Source organism: Micromonospora sp. NPDC048907 (assembly GCF_055586885.1).
On record NZ_JBVJHI010000009.1, the window covers coordinates 25595 to 43711 of the forward strand.

Consider the following 18117-nt stretch of genomic DNA (forward strand, 5'->3'; position numbering starts at 1 on the left):
TGAAACATCGCGTCGAAACCCTTGCTGAGCAGTGGATGACGCGCTGTGCTGGTGATCTCAGCGGCCTGTGGACAACGTGGTGGACAACCACTTGTGGATCGATCAGGAACGCTCAGCGGCCCGCGTTCGGGTAGGGACAGGCGTCGCCAACTCGGTTAGGGTCAGCGTCGTGCAGGACACCCCTCCCTCAGTCCCTGACTTCACCCAGTGGCCCTCCTTCCCCTTCGAGGGCGATCTCCACGTCAAGCAGCTCGACGAGCCGGTGCCGGTCGAGCCTCCCCGCCGCGGCGAGGGGAATCGGGAGTGCACCGCCTGCAACGCGCCGGACGAGGCGTACATCTGGGTGGGTGAACGATGGCGGGTCCGGGCCATGGACCGGCCGACCGGCCTGCCCATGGTGTTGATCCTGGAGTCCCGGTCGCACCTCGACCTCGGCGACCTGCCGAACCTGCTCGCCGCCGAGTTGGGCGTCATGACCGTGCGCCTGGAGCGGGCCATCCGGTCGCTGGACGGCGTGGCCCGGGTGCACGTGAACCGCTGGGGTGACGGCTCGGCGCACCTGCACATGTGGTTCCTGGCTCGGCCGTACGGGCGGCTGCAGCTGCGGGGCACGTTCCTGTCCCTGTGGGATTCGATCCTGCCGCCGATCTCCGAGGCGCAGTGGCGGGAGAACCTGGCGATGGTCGCCGCGTGGCTTGCCGAGTTCGGTGGCCGCCCGCTCGCCGAACCGCCCCGCATCCAGTGGCAGGCGCCGTCGAGCCTCACGGCCGCGCCGGCCGGCGGGGCGACCGAGGAGCCCGAGGAGGAGACCGCCTCGGTGATCGAGGCCGCGGACGAGATCCCCGAGGCCGAGGCGGCGGAGGAGACGGCCACGCCCGAGCAGGCCGCGCACCCGGAGCGTTCCCCCGCGCCGGAGCAGGTCGGGCAGCCTGATCGGGCGGGCACGCCGGAACGGCCCGAGGTGCCGCGGCAGGCGGCCGGGCCGGAACAGGTCGAGCAGCCGCAGCGAGCCGAGACGCCGTAGCGGGCGAGACGCCGTAGCGGCGACCGGGTCAGCCGGACCTCAGGGGCGGCGGGCGGCGGCGCGGCTCACCAGCGTGCCGAGCGCGCGCCCGAAGTCCAGGCCCGCCGCCTGGACGGCAAGTGGCAGCAGCGAGGTCTCGGTCATCCCCGGCGAGACGTTGACCTCCAGCACGTGCGGCTGCCCGTCCGCGTCGACGATCAGGTCGACGCGGGACAGGTCACGGAGGCCGAGCGCGGCGTGTGCGGCGAGCGCCACCCGGGTCACGCGTTCGGTCGTCTCGGGGTCGAGGCGGGCCGGCGCGTGCCAGGTGGTGCGGCCGGCCGTGTAGCGGGCCGCGTAGTCGTAGACGCCGTTGCGGGGCACGATCTCGACCGGCGGCAGGGCCTGCGGGCCCTCACCCAGGTCCAGCACGGAGACCGCCACGTCCATCCCGGGCACGTAGCGCTCCACCAGCGCCGTCTGGTCGTACGCGAAGCAGCCGACCATGGCGGCCGGCAGCGACGCGGCGTCCCGGACCACGGCGGCGCCGAGCCCGGAACCGCCCTGCGCGGGCTTGACCATCAGCGGCAGGCCGAGCCGGTCGGCGATCCGGTCCAGGACCGCCACCGCGCCCAGTTCCGAGAAGCGGTCGTGCGGCAGCGCCACCCAGTCGGGCGTCGGGATGCCCGCCTCGCGCAGCACCGCCTTGGCGGAGGGCTTGTCCCAGGCGAGCCGGGACGCGCGGGCGTCGCAGCCGACGTAGGGCACGTCGCAGAGGTCGAGCACGCCGCGCAGGGAGCCGTCCTCGCCGGTGGCGCCGTGCAGGGCGATCACCACCGCGTCCGGCGGGTCGGCGGCCAGGGCGGGCAGCAGCGCCACGTCGGCGTCCCGCAACTCGGCTTCCACGCCGACCGCGCGCAGCGCGTCGAGCACCCGCCGGCCGGACCGGAGCGAGACGTCCCGCTCGTAGGAGAGACCGCCGGCGAGCACCAGCACGTGCAGTTCGTCGGTGGCGGCGGGTCCGGTCACGGAAGTGTGTGCGGCAGGGCTGACGGACATGCGGGAATCATGCCAAGTCGGGACCGGGGGCGTCCGAGCCGCCCTGCCGGCGCCGCGGACCCGCCCCGCCGACCGCGCCGAAGACCTTGCGCATGGCGATCTCCTGCTCCATCACGCCGGCCAGCCGGCGGACGCCCTCACGGATCCGCTCCGGCGGCGGGAAGGAGAAGTTGAGCCGCATGTTGCCCGCCCCGGTCCCGTCGGCGTAGAAGCCGGTGCCCGGCACGTAGGCCACCCGGGCGGCGACCGCCCGCGGCATCATCGCCTTGGAGTCGAGACCGTCCGGCAGCGTCGCCCAGACGAAGAGGCCGCCGGCGGGCGTGGTCCAGGTGGTGCCCTCCGGCATCAGGTCCGCCAGCGCGTCGAGCAGGGCGTCCCGGCGCTCGCGGTAGACCTCGCGGTAGACCTTGAGCTGCTCCCGCCAGGGCATGGTGCCCAGGTAGGTCGAGACGGCGGCCTGCGCGAAGCCGCTGGGGCAGAGGATCTGCGCCTCGCTGGCGATGACCAGCTTGTCGCGGACCGCGTGCGGGGCGAGGATCCAGCCCACCCGCAGGCCGGGCGCGAAGGTCTTGGAGAAGGTGCTCAGGTAGAAGACCCCGTCGCGCCGCCGGGCCCGCAGCGGCGCGGGCGCCTCGCCCTCGAAGCCGAGCTGACCGTACGGGTCGTCCTCGACCACCAGCAGCCCGGCGCGCTCGCAGATGTCGAGCACCCGCTCGCGCCGCTCCTCGCTCAGCGTCACGCCGGTGGGGTTCTGGTAGGTCGGGATCGTGTAGAGGAACTTCACCCGCCGGCCGGCGCGGGCGAGGTCGGCGATGGCCACCTCCAGCGCCTCCGGGATCAGCCCCTCGGCGTCCATCGGCACGTGCGCCACCTGGGCCTGGGCAGCCTGGAACACCCCGAGTGCGCCGACGTACGTCGGGCCCTCGGCGAGCACCACGTCACCCGGGTCCAGGAAGAGCCGGGCCACCAGGTCGAGCGCCTGCTGTCCGCCGACGGTGACCACCACGTCCTCGGGCGAGGCGCCGCACGACGCGTCGATCCCGGACAGCGCCATCACCTCGCAGATCCGCTCGCGCAGCTCCGGGGTGCCCTGGCCGATGCCGTACTGGAGGGTGGTGGCGCCGTGCTCGGCGCCGAGCCGGCCGAGCATCTCGCCGACCGCGTCGAGCGGGAGCGCCGCGATGTAGGGCGCCCCACCGGCGAGCGAGACCACCTCCGGCCGGCTGGCCACCGCGAAGAGTGCCCGGATCTCGGAGGCCGTCATCCCCCGGACCCGCCGGGCGTACCGGTCGGTGTAGTCGTCGAGCGTCGTGCCGGTCATGACATCACCTCGATCGGGTGTCGGCGGGGCTGCCGCCCGGTGTGGTACCCGCGATGCCGGCAACCATGGCGGCGCGCGGGAAAAGCCGGTTGGTCGATCGTAGTCGGCGCCGGCCAGCACCGGGCCCGCCGTGTGGGTACGTCCACATCCCGGACCGGCCCCCTCCCCGGCGCGGGTGGGCGTTCGCGCGTCCCCTCCCGCAGCGCCGGGCGGAAGCGTACGATCGCTCGTCGGGGGCAGGAAAGGCGGCGGGAGACCGCGCGGGTCTCCGCTCCGGGCCTATGGGTGGGGTGCTCATGTCGCGACGTCTGGTCAGTCTGACCCTGGACACGCTGGAGGACTTGCCCCGCTCCTGCCGGCAGTGCGTCTACTGGGAGCTGGACCCGGTCTCGGCCGAGCGCGCGTGCGCCGCCGGCGACCCGGGGCTGGAGAAGGAGGCCTGGGTCTCCCAGACGCTCCTGGAGTGGGGTTCCTGCGGCAAGCTCGCGTACGTGGACGGCATGCCCGCCGGTTTCGTCATGTACGCCCCGCCGGCCTACGTTCCGCGCTCGATGGCCTTCCCCACCTCGCCCGTCTCGGCGGACGCCGCGCTGCTGATGACCGCCCACGTGGTGCCCGCCTTCGCGGGTGGCGGCCTGGGCCGGATGCTGGTCCAGGGGGTCGCCCGGGATCTCACCAAGCGCGGGATCAAGGCCATCGAGGCGTTCGGCGACGCGAAGTTCGGCGACGACGGGGACGACCCGGCGCGGGCCTGCCTCGCGCCGGCCGACTTTTTCCTCTCGGTGGGTTTCAAGACGGTCCGCCCGCACCCGCGCTACCCCCGGCTCCGGCTGGAACTGCGCACCGCGCTGAGCTGGAAGTCCGACGTCGAGTACGCGCTGGAGAAGCTCCTCGGCTCGATGAGCCCGGAGACGCTGCTCCGCCCGGTCCGCCCGGCCGCGGCGACCCGCTCGATGAGCTGACGCCGGGGCGGCTCAGTCGACCACCGTGCCGGCGGCCACCACCGCCCGCAGCTCGCTCACGTCGATCGAGCCGGTGGGCACGTCCCGCTCGATCGGGTAGTACATCCGCTGCACGGCGGCGACGATCGCCTCGACCAGCCGGTCCCGGAACCGGGGGTCCACCAGCCGGTGGCGGTCGGCCGGTGAGGTCAGGTAGCCCACCTCGACCCGGACCGCGGGCATCCGGGTCAGCCGCAGCAGGTCCCAGGTCTTGGCGTGGGTGCGGCAGTCCCGCAGCCCGGTGCGGGCCACGATCTCCCGCTGCACCAGCCCGGCCAGCCGCTCCCCGGTGGCGGAGGTGACGCCGTTGTCGGTGCCGTAGTGGTAGGTGGCCACCCCGTCGGCCGCCGGGTTGGCGTGCCCGTCGGTGTGCAGGGAGATGAAGACGTCGGCGCCGAGGGAGTTGGCGAGCTGGGCGCGGTCCGCGTCCGGCAGGCAGGTCCGCGGGGACGGGCCCCGGGTGAGCTGCACGCGTACGCCGGCCGCGGCGAGGCGCCCCTCCAGCCGGCTGGCCAGGTCGTGCACGAGGTCCGCCTCGGTCCAGCGCAGCGGGCCGTCGGGCACGACCACGCCCGGGTCGGTGCCGCCGTGCCCCGGGTCGATGACCACGGTCCGCCCGACCAGGGTCGGCCCGGCCTGCCGGATGGCGTCGGACTCGCGGAGCCACTGCGGCCGCCCGCCGACCACCTTCCGGCCGAGGCGGCGCAGCGCGTTGATGGTGTGCGGACCGCACGTCCCGTCCGGTTTCAACCCCATCTCCCGCTGGAACTGGGCCACCGCGCGGGAGGTGCGGATGCCGTAGATGGCGTCGGCACGCCCCGCGTCGTACCCCATCTCCAGGAGCCGTTCCTGGAGTGACCGGACGTCCTCGCCGGTCAGCGGCTCGGGGACCGCGTGGTAGAGGGTGCGCGCGCCGAACCGCCAGCGGGCCGCGTCCAGCGCCTGCCAGGTCTCCGTGCCCACCCGCCCGTCCACGCTGAGGCCGCGGGACTGCTGGAACGCGCGGACGGCGCGTTCGGTCTCCGCGTCGAACTCCTCGCCGCCGCGGCCGGCGGGGAGCAGCTCCAGGCCGGTGAGGACGGTGCGGATCTCGGCCACCGCGGGTCCCCGGTCACCGGGTCGGATGGGACGCACGACGACCTCCCTCTGCACGGACGCTGGCTGGCCGGAGACTCCGACGGAGGTGCTTCCCCGCTGGGGAGACCTTACGGAGCGTACCGTGGCCGGTCACCGGCGATTGTGGGTTCGCCGCAGGTCAGAAACGCGGAACCCCCGTCGCCCGGGGTGGGGCGGACGGGGGTTCCGGCGGTGTCGGGTGTCGGCTCAGAGCGCCGACTCGATGAGCTTGACCAGCTCGCCCTTCGGCTTGGCGCCGGCGATGGACTGCACCGGCTCGCCGTTCTTGAAGATGGTGAGGGTCGGCACGGACATCACCCGGTAGGTGCGCGCCGTCTCGGGGTTCTCGTCGATGTTGAGCTTGACGATGGTGACCTGGTCACCCATCTCGCCCGCGATCTCCTCCAGCAGCGGCGAGACCTTGCGGCACGGACCGCACCACTCCGCCCAGAAGTCGACCAGAACCGGCTTGTCGGACTTCAGCACGTCGCTCGCGAAGCTCGCGTCCGTGACCGCCTTGGTTGCTCCCACTATGAACCCCTCCTCCGGGACCTGTTCGTGAAAATGTTTCAGCCTTGCAGGGTGGCGATGAAGCGCTCGGCGTCGAGGGCGGCGGCACAGCCCGTGCCGGCCGCCGTGATGGCCTGCCGGTAGATGTGGTCGACCACGTCACCGGCGGCGAAGACACCCGGGATGCTGGTCCGGGTGCTCGGCGCCTGCACCTTCACGTACCCCTCGTCGTCGAGCTCCACCTGGCCCCGGAAGAGCTCGCTGCGCGGGTCGTGGCCGATCGCCACGAAGACGCCGGTGACGTCGAGCACCTTGCTCTCACCGCTGTGCACGTTGCGCACCCGTACGCCGCTGACCTTGCCGTCCTCGCCGAGGATCTCCTCGATCACGCTGTTCCACTCGACCTTGATCTTCTCGTTGCCGAGGGCCCGAGCGGCCATGATCTTGCTGGCGCGGAACGAGTCGCGGCGGTGGATGATCGTCACCGACTCGGCGAACCGGGTGAGGAAGCTGGCCTCCTCCATCGCCGAGTCGCCGCCGCCGACCACCACGATGTGCTGGTTCCGGAAGAAGAAGCCGTCACAGGTCGCGCAGGACGACACGCCGTGGCCCAGGTACTCCTGCTCGCCCGGCACGCCCAGCGGACGCCAGGCCGACCCGGTGGAGAGGATGACCGCCCGGGCCCGGTAGGCCGTCTCACCCACCCAGACGGTGCTCACCTCGTTGGAGCCGACCTCGCCGGTGTCCTTCAGCTCGACCCGCGTCACGTCGTCGGTGAGAAACTCGGCGCCGAACCGCTCGGCCTGCTTGCGCATGTTGTCCATCAGCTCGGGGCCGAGGATGCCGTCCGCGAAACCGGGGAAGTTCTCCACCTCGGTGGTGGTCATCAGCGCACCGCCGGACTGCACGCCCTCGATGACCAGCGGCTTGAGGTTGGCGCGCGCGGCGTAGACCGCCGCCGTGTAACCGGCCGGCCCGGAGCCGATGATGATCAGGTTGCGGACCTCGTCCACTGCCGTCTCCCGATGTGTGTGTTCGTCACCGGCGCGCACCGATGTCCGATCCCGAGCGCCGACGGCTCAGCGACGTCGGCACCTGACTTGCAGAACGTCATCGTACGAAGCGGGGATTCCCGAGCCGGTCATCCGGTGGGTCACGTCACGCGGCGGGGCCCGCCCGGGTGACCGCGACCTCACCCTACCCGCGCGGTGAAGCGGGTGTCCGCGCCGGACCCGGGGACCCCGCACTCGGGTCCGCTCACCCAGGCCCAGCGGGCACCGCCCCCGTCCGTGAAGGTCACCACCAGCGCCGGGCTGCCCCGGAACCGGGCGTAGTCGACGAGCTGGACGGTGAGCGGGCCGGTGCGGTGCTCCGTGCCGATCTCGGACAGGCAGCCGGCCAGCGCCTCGGGGCGTTCGAGCCGGTCCAGGCTGGTGCTCTCGAACACCCGGTGCTCGTCCTGTCCGTCCGCGGGATTCGCCCTGTCGCTCGCCTTCGTCGAGGGCCCGGCGAACCCGCCCGGGACGCGGGAGAGGGCGTCCGGGGTGTAGTCGGTGCCGCTGTGCAGGGCCGGCCCGGTGGTCTGGAACGGCCCGGCGGCCAGCGGCGCGGCACCGCCCTCGGCCCGGCTGCCCGCGCTGTCAGCCGTCCCGGTGATCCCGCCGGAACCCGCGTCGACCAGGTGGCTGACCCCGAACCCGACCGCGGTCACCGAGGCGGCGGCCAGCGCGACCGGACCGGCGAGCCGCGTCCAGCGCCGGGAGCGCCGTCCCGGCCCGGTGTTCCGGCCGGGACGGCCCGTGGCGCCGGCCGGATGGGCGCCCCGGCCGGGCTGTGCCGGCACGGCGGCCGGAATCGAGCCGTGCTCGGGAGGGTCGGACGCCAGCTCACCCGTCGGGGCCGGGCCGGCGCCGGCGAGCGCCGCGGTGATCCGGTCCGCCACGGCCGGCGGCAGCTCCGGGCCGGGCTCGGCGGCCCAACCGGCCAGGTCCGCGTGGACCCGCTCGACCGCCCGGGCCAGGGCCGCGTACGCCTCGCCCCAGGCCGGGTCCTGCTCGACCAGCCGGGCGACGGTCGCCCGCTCCGGGGTGCCGTCCAGCGCCCCGCCGAGGTAGTCGGCGAGCAGGTCGTGGTCGACCTCGCTGAACTTCCGGGACGTCACGTCTCCTCCTGGCTGGCATCCCGCCGGGACCACCCCGACGTGGATCCGACGCCCTCGGGCGGCCGCGGGTTCCCACCGGTGACGCTGGGCACGTCCGGGGCCTCGTCGGAGCCGGTCCGCAGGTGCCCGAGAAGCACGGCGAGCCGGGCCCGGCCCCGGGCGCACCGGCTCTTCACCGTCCCCTCGGCGACCCCGAGCATCCGGGCCACCTCGGCCACCGGATAGCCCTGCACGTCCACCAGGACCAGCGCGGCCCGCTGCTCGACCGGCAGCGCCGCGAGGGCCTGCCGGACCACCAGGGCGGTGTCGTGGTCCCGGGCCGGCGCGGCCGGCTCCACCCCGCCGGTGTGCCGGCCGGGCTCCCCGTCGGTGTGGACGCCGTCCGGCAGCGGGACCGTGGCGTGCGTCTGGCGCCGCCGGATCCGGTCCAGGCAGGCGTTGACCACGATCCGGTGCAGCCAGGTGGTGACCGCCGAGTCACCCCGGAACCGGGCCGCGGCGCGGTGCGCCGACAGCAGCGCGTCCTGGAGGGCGTCGGCCGCCTCCTCGCGGTCGCCGACCGTCCGCAGGGCCACCGCCCAGAGCCGGTCCCGGTGCCGGTGGAACAGCTCGGTGAAGGCGTCCCGGTCGCCGGCGACGTGCGCCCGCAGCAGGTCGAGGTCGGACATCCCGGCCGGCGGGCCGTCACCGGTCGCCGGCCCGGGCGTACGCCCACCGCGACCCGCCATCACCACGTCCGGCGGAGGTGGTGCACCGGGTGCGGCGTACGGATCACGAGCCCTGGACCGTGATTTCCTGGACGCCGAGTTTCCAGCCGCCGCCGCCCTCCTTCTCCGGCAGCTCGGTGATCCAGAAGAGGAGGTACTGGTACTTCTCCTCCGGGTTGAACCCGTCGAAGACCATCGTGGTGCCGTCGTGGTCCTCGAACGGCTGCCCGATGCGCTCGGTGTAGGCGGCGACGAGCTGCGTGTCACCCGAGGAGCTGGACGGGAACTCCTTCTTGCCCGCGCGCAGCTCGGCGGAGGCGCCGGTGGACGACAGGGTGGCCTGGATCGCCTTGACCGTGTGCGGGGCACCGAGGTCGATCCAGATCCCCATGCCGTCCTTCAGGCCGCCGAACTTGCCGTTGTTCCGGTAGCTCTGGGTCTCCCAGCCCTCGTTCGGGTCGCCGTCGATGACCTTCTCGGCGTCCCGGACCTCGGCGCGGTCCCGGCTGTCCGGGTCGATGATCCGGACGTCCTGGATGTTGAGCTTGCGGACCGGGGCCGCCGGCACGCTGGTGCCGCCGGCAGGCGCGCTGCTGGACGGCTGGGCCACCGGCTCCTTGCCCGAGTCCTTGTCGTCGCCGAGGGCGCTGATGCCGATGAGCAGCCCGACCAGGGCCACCGCCAGCAGCGCGGCGATGCCCAGGGCGACCTTCCGGCCGCCCGCCGCGGCCAGCGGCGAGGGCTCGTCCTCGGTGTCGGCGGTGAAGCGCAGCGGACCGGCCTGCTCCAGGAAGTGCTCGTCGGCGGGGATGTCGAGCCGGTTCAGCTCGGCCGACAGGACGTCGGACGAGGGCGGGGCGATCTCCGGGTCGAGCAGGTCCATGGTGAGGTCGTCGAGGTACGCCGGCACCCCGGCGCGCACCTGGCGGGGCGCGGCGATGGCGCCACCGGCATCCCGGACGGCGTCGGGAAGGGCGGCCCGGCCGTGGCCGGCGGTGGCGCCGTGCAGCGGGGCCTCGCCGTGCGGCCAGTGGCCGGTCAGGGCGAAGTAGAGCACCCCGCCGACCGCCCGCAGGTCGTTCTCCTGGCTGTCGGCCCCGTCGGTGCGCGCGTCGGCCAGCACCACGCGGCCGTCGTCGCTGATCATCACGGTGCCGGGGTGGACGTTGCCGTGCACCATGCCGGTGGCGTGCACGGCGGCGAGGGCGCTGGCGACGGCGCTGCCGATGGCCGTGGCGCGGGCCGGGTCCAGCGGACCGTCGGCGGTCACCAGCTCGCGCAGCGACTGCCCGTCCACCCACTCGCGGACCACGTAGGCCCGGTCGGCCTCGTCGATCGCGTCGTAGACGCCGACCAGGTTGGGGTGGATCACCCGGCTGGCCGCGACGGCGGCCTGGAGCATCTCGGTGGCGGAATCGCCGCCCGGGTAGCGGAGGACCACCGCGACCGGACGGCGCAGCACGACGTCGACCCCGCGCCAGACCAGCCGGCCCGCGCTGTCGTTGTTGATGTGCTCGACCAGCTCATACCGCTCGGCCAGGACCTCACCGACCGCGGGAGCACCGAAGGTCGCGACCGGCGGAGAGGTCTCCTCCGCCTCCTGACCCTCGCCGACCTGGGTCACCCGTCCTCCCTCGGTGATCGTGTCGATCGATGGACCCGTGCTGCTGGGCATGTGGCTTCCCGCTCTGCCTTGGCTGGAACCGGCAGACCGGTGTCGACGCCCGCGTCGGCACCCGCCGTGCCCGTCGAGAGTGACCTTACCCGGGATGCCCGGTTCTCCGACATGTCATCTTCCCGCCGGAGTCGGCGGGACGCCAGTGACCGTGGGGATCGGCCGGGTAACGGCCCGGTCGGGCCACGTCGCTGGGACACGCACGCCCAATCTAGATGTTGACGGCAAGTAGTCGGCGCAGGGGCGCACCGGTGTGGCGGCCTCCGTGACGCGACGGGATTTCCCCTGCTCCGGCCGGTCACCCTCAGCCGTACGGTTGGTTGTCCACAGGCCGAGAGGCCCATTGGGCGGGGGAACCCTGAGTTATCCACAGCCGTATCCCCAGGCTGGTGATCGTCGTTCACCGTCCGTCATCGGCGCTGGTCGAGGTCATCGCCCGAGCCGGCGGCGGACCATACCGACCACCTCGGTGATCTCGCCGATGCGCAGCACCATGGCCAGCCCGAGGTACGTCACGCCGATCACCGCACCGCCGATCACCAGCTGGGCCGCGGCGGCGAGCCAGCTCAGGTGCGCCGGGTCGCCCGGAAGCACCTTCACCACGAGCAGGCCGACCAGCGCGGCACCCAGCGCGGCGAGCACCACCCGGCCCATGGTCCGCATGATCCCGCCCAGCCCGATCCGGCCCACCCGGGGCCGCAGCAACAGCGCCGAGACGACCGCCGCCGCCACGTACGAGATCGCGTTGCCGAGCATCATGCCGGCCGCCGCGAAAGTTGCCGAGAAGGCCAGGTAGAGGCCCACCTGGAGGAGCACCCGCAGGGCCACCACCGGGATGTTGACCAGGGCGGGGGTGCGGGTGTCCGGCAGTGCGTAGAAGGCGAAGGTGAAGAGCTGGCTGATCGAGAACGGCACCAGGCCGACCGCCGCCACCAGCAGCACGGTCGAGGTGGCCACGGCGTTGTCGCCGGTGAAGGCGCCGTACCGGAAGACCACCACCGAGATGGGGCCGGCCAGCACCGCGTAGCAGACCGCGACGGGAGCGAGCACCGCGGTGACCATCCGGGTGCCCCGGGACAGGTCGGCGGTGAGGTCGTGGAACCGGCCGTCGGCGGCGGCCCCGCTCATCCGGGGCATGAGCGCGGTGATGATCGAGACGGCGATGATGCCGTGCGCCATCATCAGCAGCAGGAAGACGTTGTTGTAGATCAGCAGACCGGCGCTGTCCTCGCCGGCCGCCCGGGTGAGCAGGTTGACCACCACGAACAGGCCGAGCTGGTTGACCGCGACGTAGCAGAACATCCACGCGCCGAGCTGGGCCAGCTCGCGCAGCCCCAGCTCCCGGAAGTCGAAGCGCAGCTTCCACCGGAAGCCGACCTTGCGCAGGGCCGGCAGCAGGCCCGCCGCCTGGACCGCCACGCCGAGCAGCGCACCGCCGCCGACGAGCAGGATCTGCCCCCAGCCCATGTCCTCCGGCCGGATCGCCTCCGCGCCGTAGATCAGGATGTAGAGGCCGAAAGCGCCGATGACCACCAGGTTGTTGAGGATCGGCGCCCACATCGGGGCGGCGAAGTGCCCCCGGGTGTTCAGCACCGCGGCGATCAGCGCGCTCAGGCCGGTGAAGAACAGCATCGGCAGCATGAGGTAGGACAGGTTCGTGACCAGGCCCGTGTAGTCCGCGTTCTTGCCGCTGGCGTACAGCGCGGTGAGCACCGGCGCGCCGGCCATGGCGATCAGCGCGGCGGCGGCCAGGGCGAGCACCGCCAGGGTCAGCAGCCGCTGGGCGTACGCCTCACCCCGGTCCGGGTCCGTCTTGCGGCGGCGGACCAGCACCGGGATCAGCACACTGGTGAGCACGCCGCCGAGCAGGAACTCGTAGACCTGGTTCGGCAGGAACTGGGCGGTGGTGAAGACGTTGCCCACGAGGTTGCCCAGGGCCGCCCCGACCATCAGGTTGCGGACGAAGCCGGTGCCCCGGCTGACCAGGCTGCCGACCGCCATCACCGCGCTGTTGGCCGCGGCGCTGGTCTCCGCCACCACCTCCTGGGGCGGCGCGGTCGCCTCGACCCCCGGCTGGTTCAGCGGCTCCGCCGAGATGAAGGTGGCACCGTCGTCCGGCGGCAGGCCGTCGCCGTGCGCGTTCGCGCTGCGGTAGAGCCCGCCGCTCATCTACCAGCCTCCAAGGGGTACGTCAGAGCCGGGCCTCGCCGGTCCCGCCCAACCGAGACCTTAGTCAACCTCGACCCGTTACCCGCGCCCGGCGCAGGAGATGCGGTCCGGGACCGATAGGCTGGCGATCCCATGTCCGAAGTCTCCGCCTCCCACGCCGCCGACCGCCGCGACCTGACCGCCGCGCAGCGCAACGCCGTCGCCGAACTGCTCCGCGTCTCGCCGGTCGCCGACGAGCTGGGCCGACGTTTCGCCCAGGCCGGTCACGAGCTGCACCTGGTGGGCGGTTCGGTCCGCGACGCCCTGCTCGGTCGCCTCGGTGACGATTTGGACTTCTGCACCGACGCCCACCCGGACGAGACCATCCGCGTCATCCGGGGCTGGGCCGAGTCGATCTGGGAGACCGGGCGGGAGTTCGGCACCATCGGCTGCCAGCGCGACGGGCTCCGGCTGGAGATCACCACCTTCCGCGCGGAGGCGTACGACCAGGTCAGCCGGAATCCCGTCGTCGAGTACGGGACCAACCTGGTCGACGACCTCAAGCGCCGGGACTTCACCGTCAACGCCATGGCGGTCAGCGTTCCCGACCACCGGTTCACCGACCCGTACGGCGGGCTGGCCGACCTGGCCGCGAAGATCATCCGTACGCCCGGCACGCCGCAGGAGTCGTTCCGGGACGACCCGCTGCGGATGCTGCGCGCGGCCCGGTTCGCCGCCCAGCTGCGCTTCACGGTCCACCCGGACGTCCGCGCGGCGATGACCCGGATGGCCGCCGACCTGGACCGGATCACCGCGGAGCGGATCCGGGACGAGTTCACCAAGCTGCTCTGCGGCGCCGACCCGATCACCGGGCTGCGGCTGCTGGTCGACACCGGGCTGGCCGAGCGCTTCCTGCCCGAGCTGACCGGGCTCAAGCTGGAGATCGACGAGCACGCCCAGCACAAGGACGTCTACGAGCACACGCTGACCGTGGTCGCCAACGCCATGTCGATGGAGGAGAACGGCTGCGACTTCGCGCTGCGCATGGCCGCGCTCATGCACGACGTCGGCAAGCCGGGGACCAAGGCGGTCGGGCCGGACGGCCGGGTCAGCTTCCACCACCACGAGGTGGTCGGCGCCCGGCTGACGAAGGCCCGGATGAAGGCGCTGCGGTACCCCAAGGACGTGACCTCCCAGGTGGTCAAGCTGGTCGGCCTGCACCTGCGCTTCTACGGGTACGGCCGGGGCGAGTGGACCGACTCGGCGGTCCGGCGGTACGTCACCGACGCCGGTGACCTGCTGACCCGCTTGCACAAGCTGACCCGCTCCGACTGCACCACCCGCAACCGGCGCAAGGCGGCCCAGCTCGCGGCCGACTACGACGCGCTGGAGGAGCGGATCGCCCGGATCGCCGCCGAGGAGGACCTGGCCCGGGTCCGACCCGATCTCGACGGCAACGCGATCATGGAGTTGCTCGGTGTGCCGCCGGGGCCGGTCGTCGGGCGTGCCTGGCAGTACCTCAAGGAGCTGCGGCTGGAACGCGGCCCGCTGGAGCGGGACGAGGCCGAGGCCGAACTGCTGCGCTGGGCCCGCGAACAGGGCGTCCTCGGCTGACGCCGGCGGCCCGCTGACGACGATACGCCGGCGTGTCGACCGAACGGTTGACGCGCGAGGGTCGATGTGTCCCGCATGATGTCGGTCATCACCGGCCTCCCGCTCCCAGGGGTGAGGCGGTTCTGATCGCATCCGCCCGTCCGGTTCGGACGGTCGCCGGACACGGGGAGAACTCTCAGTGAGAAGCCACGGCGCGCTGCGCCGCTCCGCCCTGGTGGGGCTCGCCCTCACCTCGGCAACCTCCATCATGTGCGCCGCCACGAGCGGCCCCGCGCTTGCCGATCCGGCCGGCCCGAAGCGTGCCCCGGTCCGGGGCGCCGACGCGGCCGAGGCGGTCCCCGGCCGCTACATCGTCGTCCTGAAGGACGGCAAGGCCAGTGCCGCGAAGGTGCGGTCCGCCGCGTCGGCCCTCGCTGGCGAGCACGGCGGCACCGTCCGCCGGGTGTTCGGCAAGGCGCTGCACGGCTACTCCGCCAGCATGGACCGCCGGCAGGCCGAGCGCCTCGCCGCGGACCCGGACGTCGCGTACGTCCAGCAGGTGCAGCGCTGGTCGGCCACCGGCAGCCAGAGCAACCCGCCGTCCTGGGGTCTGGACCGGATCGACCAGACCACCGCGAAGGCCAATGGCGTCTACACCTACCCGGCGACCGGGGCCGGTGTGACGGCGTACGTCATCGACACCGGCATCGACATCGCCCACCAGGACTTCGGCGGGCGGGCCAGTAACGGCTACGACGCCGTCGACCAGGACGACGTGGCCCAGGACTGCGACGGCCACGGCACGCACGTGGCCGGCACCATCGGCGGCACGAAGTACGGCGTGGCCAAGGACGTCAGCCTCGTCGCCGTGCGGGTGCTCGACTGCGAGGGCAGCGGCAGCAGCGAGCAGGTCATCGCCGGCATCGAGTGGGTCACCACGCACGCCACCGGGCCGTCCGTGGCGAACATGAGCCTCGGCTTCCCCGGCACCGACCAGGCGGTCAACGAGGCGCTCACCAACTCGATCGCCTCCGGCATCACCTACGCGGTCGCCGCCGGCAACAGTTGGCAGGACGCCTGCGGCGTCTCGCCGGCGAACGTGCCGGCGGCCATCACGGTCGGCGCCACCGACCAGGTGGACTTCCGGGCCTGGTTCTCCAACTACGGACGCTGCCTGGACACGTTCGCGCCGGGCACCGGCATCGTCTCCGCGAAGATGGGCACGACCGACGGCTCGGTGGCGATGAACGGCACCTCGATGGCCTCCCCGCACGTGGCGGGCGCCGCCGCGCTGCTACTGGAGGCGCACCCGACCTGGACCCCGCAGCAGGTGCGCGACTCCGTCGTCACCACCGGTGTGGGCGGCGCGGTGCACGACACGATGGGCTCCGTCGACCGGCTCCTGCACGTCGGAACGGTCCCGACGGCCCGGGCCTCGTACGGCCTGAAGGCCCGGGTCAACGGCCGCTACGTGACCGCGGAGAGCGGTGGCACCAAGCCGCTGATCGCCCGGGGCACCAGCATCGGGGCGTGGGAGAAGTACGACGTGGTCGACGCCGGCACCGGCCTGGTCGGGCTGCGGGCGCGGGCCAACAACAAGTTCGTGACCGCGGAGAGCGCGGGCGCGAAGCCGCTGATCGCCCGGTCCGCCTCGATCGGCGCCTGGGAGACCTTCCAGATCGTCGACAACACCGACGGCACGATCAGCTTGAAGGCGACAATCAACGGCAGGTACGTCACCGCGCCGAGCACCACCTCCCCGCTGATCGCCAGCAAGACCACCATCGGCACGGCGGAGAAGTTCGACTTCGACGCTTCCGCCCCGGTCGTCGGCATCAGGTCGCTGGCGAACGGCAAGTTCGTGACCGCGGAGAGCGCGGGCGCGAAGCCGCTGATCGCCCGGTCCGCCAGTGTCGGGGCCTGGGAGAAGTTCGAGATCGTCAGCGCCGGCGACGGCTACGTCGGCATCCGGTCGCTGGCGAACGGCAAGTTCGTGACGGCGGAGAGCGCGGGCGCGAAGCCGCTGATCGCCCGGTCCGCCGCGATCGGCCCGTGGGAGACGTTCGACTTCCTCGACTACAACCCGGACGGTTCGGTCTACCTGCGGGCGGACATCGACGGGCAGGCGGTCACCGCCGGCAGCACCGGCGCCAGCGAGCTCATCTCCAGCCGCACCATCGACTGGGACAACCCCGAGACCCTGGGTCTCGGCATCGGCGAGAAGTTCGTCGTCGCGGTCATCTGACCGTTCACATAACGGCGCCCGCCGGACCCCAGCAGGGGAACCGGCGGGCGCCGTCGTGTCACGGGGTGACCGTGGTGCCGTCCACGGTGTTCTTGCCGTTCGTGTGCGCGCTGCCCAGCTTGGCGAGCAGCCCGGCCAGGTCGATGCCGGTGAGGTCGCTGCCCAGCTGGAGCCCCTGGGCGACGTTGCCGGCGACCGACTTGGTCAGCGACGACGCGCCGTCGGTGGAGATGACTGTCATCTTGTCGATCGCGCCGATCGGTGCGCTGGCCGCCTCGACCACCTGCGGCAGCACCTTCACCAGCAGGTCCAGCACCGCGGCCTCGCCGTACGCGGCGAACGCCTCGGCCTTGCGGGCCATCGCGTCGGCCTCCGCCTGGCCCCTGGCCAGGATGGCCGCGGCCTCCGCCTGACCCTCGCGCTCGACCGCCTCGGCGATGGCCGAACGCCGGCGCTGTTCCGCCTCACCCTCCTTGGCGCCCTCGATCGCGTTCGCCTCGGCCAGCGCGGCCCGCCGGGCCCGCTCGCCCTCACCGGTGAGCCGGGCCTGCTCGGCGGCGGCCTGGGCGGCGGCGATGGTGGCCTGCCGCTGCGCGTCCGCGTTGAGCACCGCCGCGTTGCGGGACGCCTCGGCCTCCTGCTCGACCTTGTAGCGGGCCGCGTCGGCCGGCTTGCGCACCTCGGTGTCGAGCTGGCGCTGCTTCAGCTCGGCGTTGCGCTCGGCCACCTTCTGCTGCTCGGAGAGGATCGCCTGGTCCCGCTCGGCCTGGGCGAGCGGGCCGGCCGCCGCGGACCTCGCCTTGGCCGCGTCGATCTCGGCCTGGATGGCGGCCTGCTTGAGCGACAGGTTCCGGTTGGCCTCGGCGATCGCCTCCTCGGCGAGCAGCCGCTCCTGCTCGGCCTGCTGCCGGGCCCGCGCCTCGGCGATGGCGGCGTCCTTGAGCACCCGGGCGGCCTCAGGCCGCCCCAGGTCGGCCAGGTAGGACCCCTCGGCCAGGATGTCCTGGAGCTGGAAGGTGTCCAGCACCAGGCCCTGGTTGGTCATCGAGTGCTCGGCCTCCTCGGCGACCGCGCTGGCGAAGGCGGCCCGGTCCCGGATGACCTCCTCGACGGTGAGGCGGCCGACGATCGAGCGCAGCGCGCCGGCCAGCACCTCCCGGGTGAAGTCCTCGATCTCGTCCTGCTGGTGCAGGAAGCGCTGGGCGGCCGCGCGGATGGCGTCCTCGGTGCCGCCGACCTTGACGATCGCCACACCGTGCAGGTCGGTACGGATGCCCTGCTTGCTGACCGCGCCCTTGATGCCGACGTCGATCCGCCGGCTGGACAGGTCGAGCGACTGGAGCTTCTGCACCACCGGCAGCACGAAGACCGACGCGCCGAGCACGACCTTCTGGCCGGACATGTCGGTGGAGCGTCCGCCGTCGGCGGTCTGGGTGGTGCGGCCCTTGCGGCCGGTGACGATGAAGGCCTCGTTGGGGCCGGCCACCTTGATCCGGGAGAGCACGAAGAGGACGAGGACGACGGCGAGGAGGACCGCGCCGCCGATGGCGACGAGCAGGGGCATGGGAGTTCCCGTCT

The 18117-nt window shown here is 73.0% G+C and carries 14 protein-coding genes; 4 read left to right on the forward strand and 10 right to left on the reverse strand.

Annotated features, from left to right (window positions below):
* Nucleotides 1-169 precede the first annotated feature (169 nt).
* Entirely contained in the window at nt 170-1024 is an 855-nt protein-coding gene (locus ACZ6PY_RS26470; RefSeq protein ID WP_466076591.1) for a hypothetical protein, read from the forward strand.
* A gap of 39 nt (nt 1025-1063) precedes the next feature.
* On the opposite strand, the gene ACZ6PY_RS26475 is transcribed toward ACZ6PY_RS26470, so the two are convergent.
* Nucleotides 1064-2062 (reverse strand): D-alanine--D-alanine ligase family protein, encoded by a 999-nt coding sequence (locus ACZ6PY_RS26475; RefSeq protein WP_466076594.1) that lies wholly within the window; start codon nt 2060-2062, stop codon nt 1064-1066.
* 7 nt (nt 2063-2069) lie between these two features.
* The gene (locus tag ACZ6PY_RS26480; RefSeq protein WP_466076597.1) at nt 2070-3383 is read right to left on the reverse strand and encodes an aminotransferase-like domain-containing protein; all 1314 of its coding nucleotides are present in this window, start codon (nt 3381-3383) and stop codon (nt 2070-2072) included.
* Between the two features lie 296 nt (nt 3384-3679).
* Here ACZ6PY_RS26480 and ACZ6PY_RS26485 point away from each other — a divergent pair, with 296 nt between their 5' ends.
* Nucleotides 3680-4345, forward strand: coding sequence for a GNAT family N-acetyltransferase (locus ACZ6PY_RS26485; protein WP_466076600.1), 666 nt, complete (start codon nt 3680-3682; stop codon nt 4343-4345).
* Between the two features lie 12 nt (nt 4346-4357).
* On the opposite strand, the gene ACZ6PY_RS26490 is transcribed toward ACZ6PY_RS26485, so the two are convergent.
* The 7 genes from ACZ6PY_RS26490 to murJ all read right to left on the reverse strand — a co-directional run bounded on the left by ACZ6PY_RS26490 (nt 4358) and on the right by murJ (nt 12722).
* A complete protein-coding gene (locus tag ACZ6PY_RS26490) occupies nt 4358-5518 on the reverse strand; it encodes an N-acetylmuramoyl-L-alanine amidase (protein WP_313723835.1) in 1161 nt (386 codons plus the stop codon).
* 189 nt (nt 5519-5707) lie between these two features.
* Nucleotides 5708-6031 carry a thioredoxin gene (trxA, locus tag ACZ6PY_RS26495; protein WP_073836974.1) on the reverse strand — a complete coding sequence of 108 codons (324 nt, stop codon included), beginning with the start codon at nt 6029-6031 and terminating at the stop codon, nt 5708-5710.
* A gap of 38 nt (nt 6032-6069) precedes the next feature.
* Nucleotides 6070-7023, reverse strand: a complete 954-nt coding sequence (gene trxB, locus ACZ6PY_RS26500) for a thioredoxin-disulfide reductase (protein WP_466076603.1) — start codon at nt 7021-7023, stop codon at nt 6070-6072.
* Nucleotides 7024-7202: 179 nt separating this feature from the next.
* Entirely contained in the window at nt 7203-8171 is a 969-nt protein-coding gene (locus ACZ6PY_RS26505) for a hypothetical protein (protein WP_466076606.1), read from the reverse strand.
* Nucleotides 8168-8899 (reverse strand): RNA polymerase sigma factor SigM, encoded by a 732-nt coding sequence (sigM, locus tag ACZ6PY_RS26510; protein ID WP_466076609.1) that lies wholly within the window; start codon nt 8897-8899, stop codon nt 8168-8170. Before sigM ends, ACZ6PY_RS26505 begins: the two co-directional genes overlap by 4 nt.
* Before the next feature lie 43 nt (nt 8900-8942).
* Complete coding sequence (locus tag ACZ6PY_RS26515) at nt 8943-10553, reverse strand: protein kinase family protein (protein WP_466076611.1); 1611 nt, start codon at nt 10551-10553, stop codon at nt 8943-8945.
* A gap of 429 nt (nt 10554-10982) precedes the next feature.
* Nucleotides 10983-12722 (reverse strand): murein biosynthesis integral membrane protein MurJ, encoded by a 1740-nt coding sequence (gene murJ, locus ACZ6PY_RS26520; protein ID WP_466076614.1) that lies wholly within the window; start codon nt 12720-12722, stop codon nt 10983-10985.
* 132 nt (nt 12723-12854) lie between these two features.
* Between murJ and ACZ6PY_RS26525 the strand changes: the two genes are divergently transcribed.
* A complete protein-coding gene (locus ACZ6PY_RS26525) occupies nt 12855-14315 on the forward strand; it encodes a CCA tRNA nucleotidyltransferase (RefSeq protein ID WP_466076617.1) in 1461 nt (486 codons plus the stop codon).
* A gap of 178 nt (nt 14316-14493) precedes the next feature.
* Nucleotides 14494-16539, forward strand: a complete 2046-nt coding sequence (locus ACZ6PY_RS26530) for a S8 family serine peptidase (RefSeq protein ID WP_466076620.1) — start codon at nt 14494-14496, stop codon at nt 16537-16539.
* A 58-nt stretch (nt 16540-16597) separates the two neighbouring features.
* Here ACZ6PY_RS26530 and ACZ6PY_RS26535 read toward each other — a convergent pair whose 3' ends face one another.
* Nucleotides 16598-18103 (reverse strand): flotillin family protein, encoded by a 1506-nt coding sequence (locus ACZ6PY_RS26535; protein ID WP_466076625.1) that lies wholly within the window; start codon nt 18101-18103, stop codon nt 16598-16600.
* Between the last annotated feature and the right edge of the window lie 14 nt (nt 18104-18117).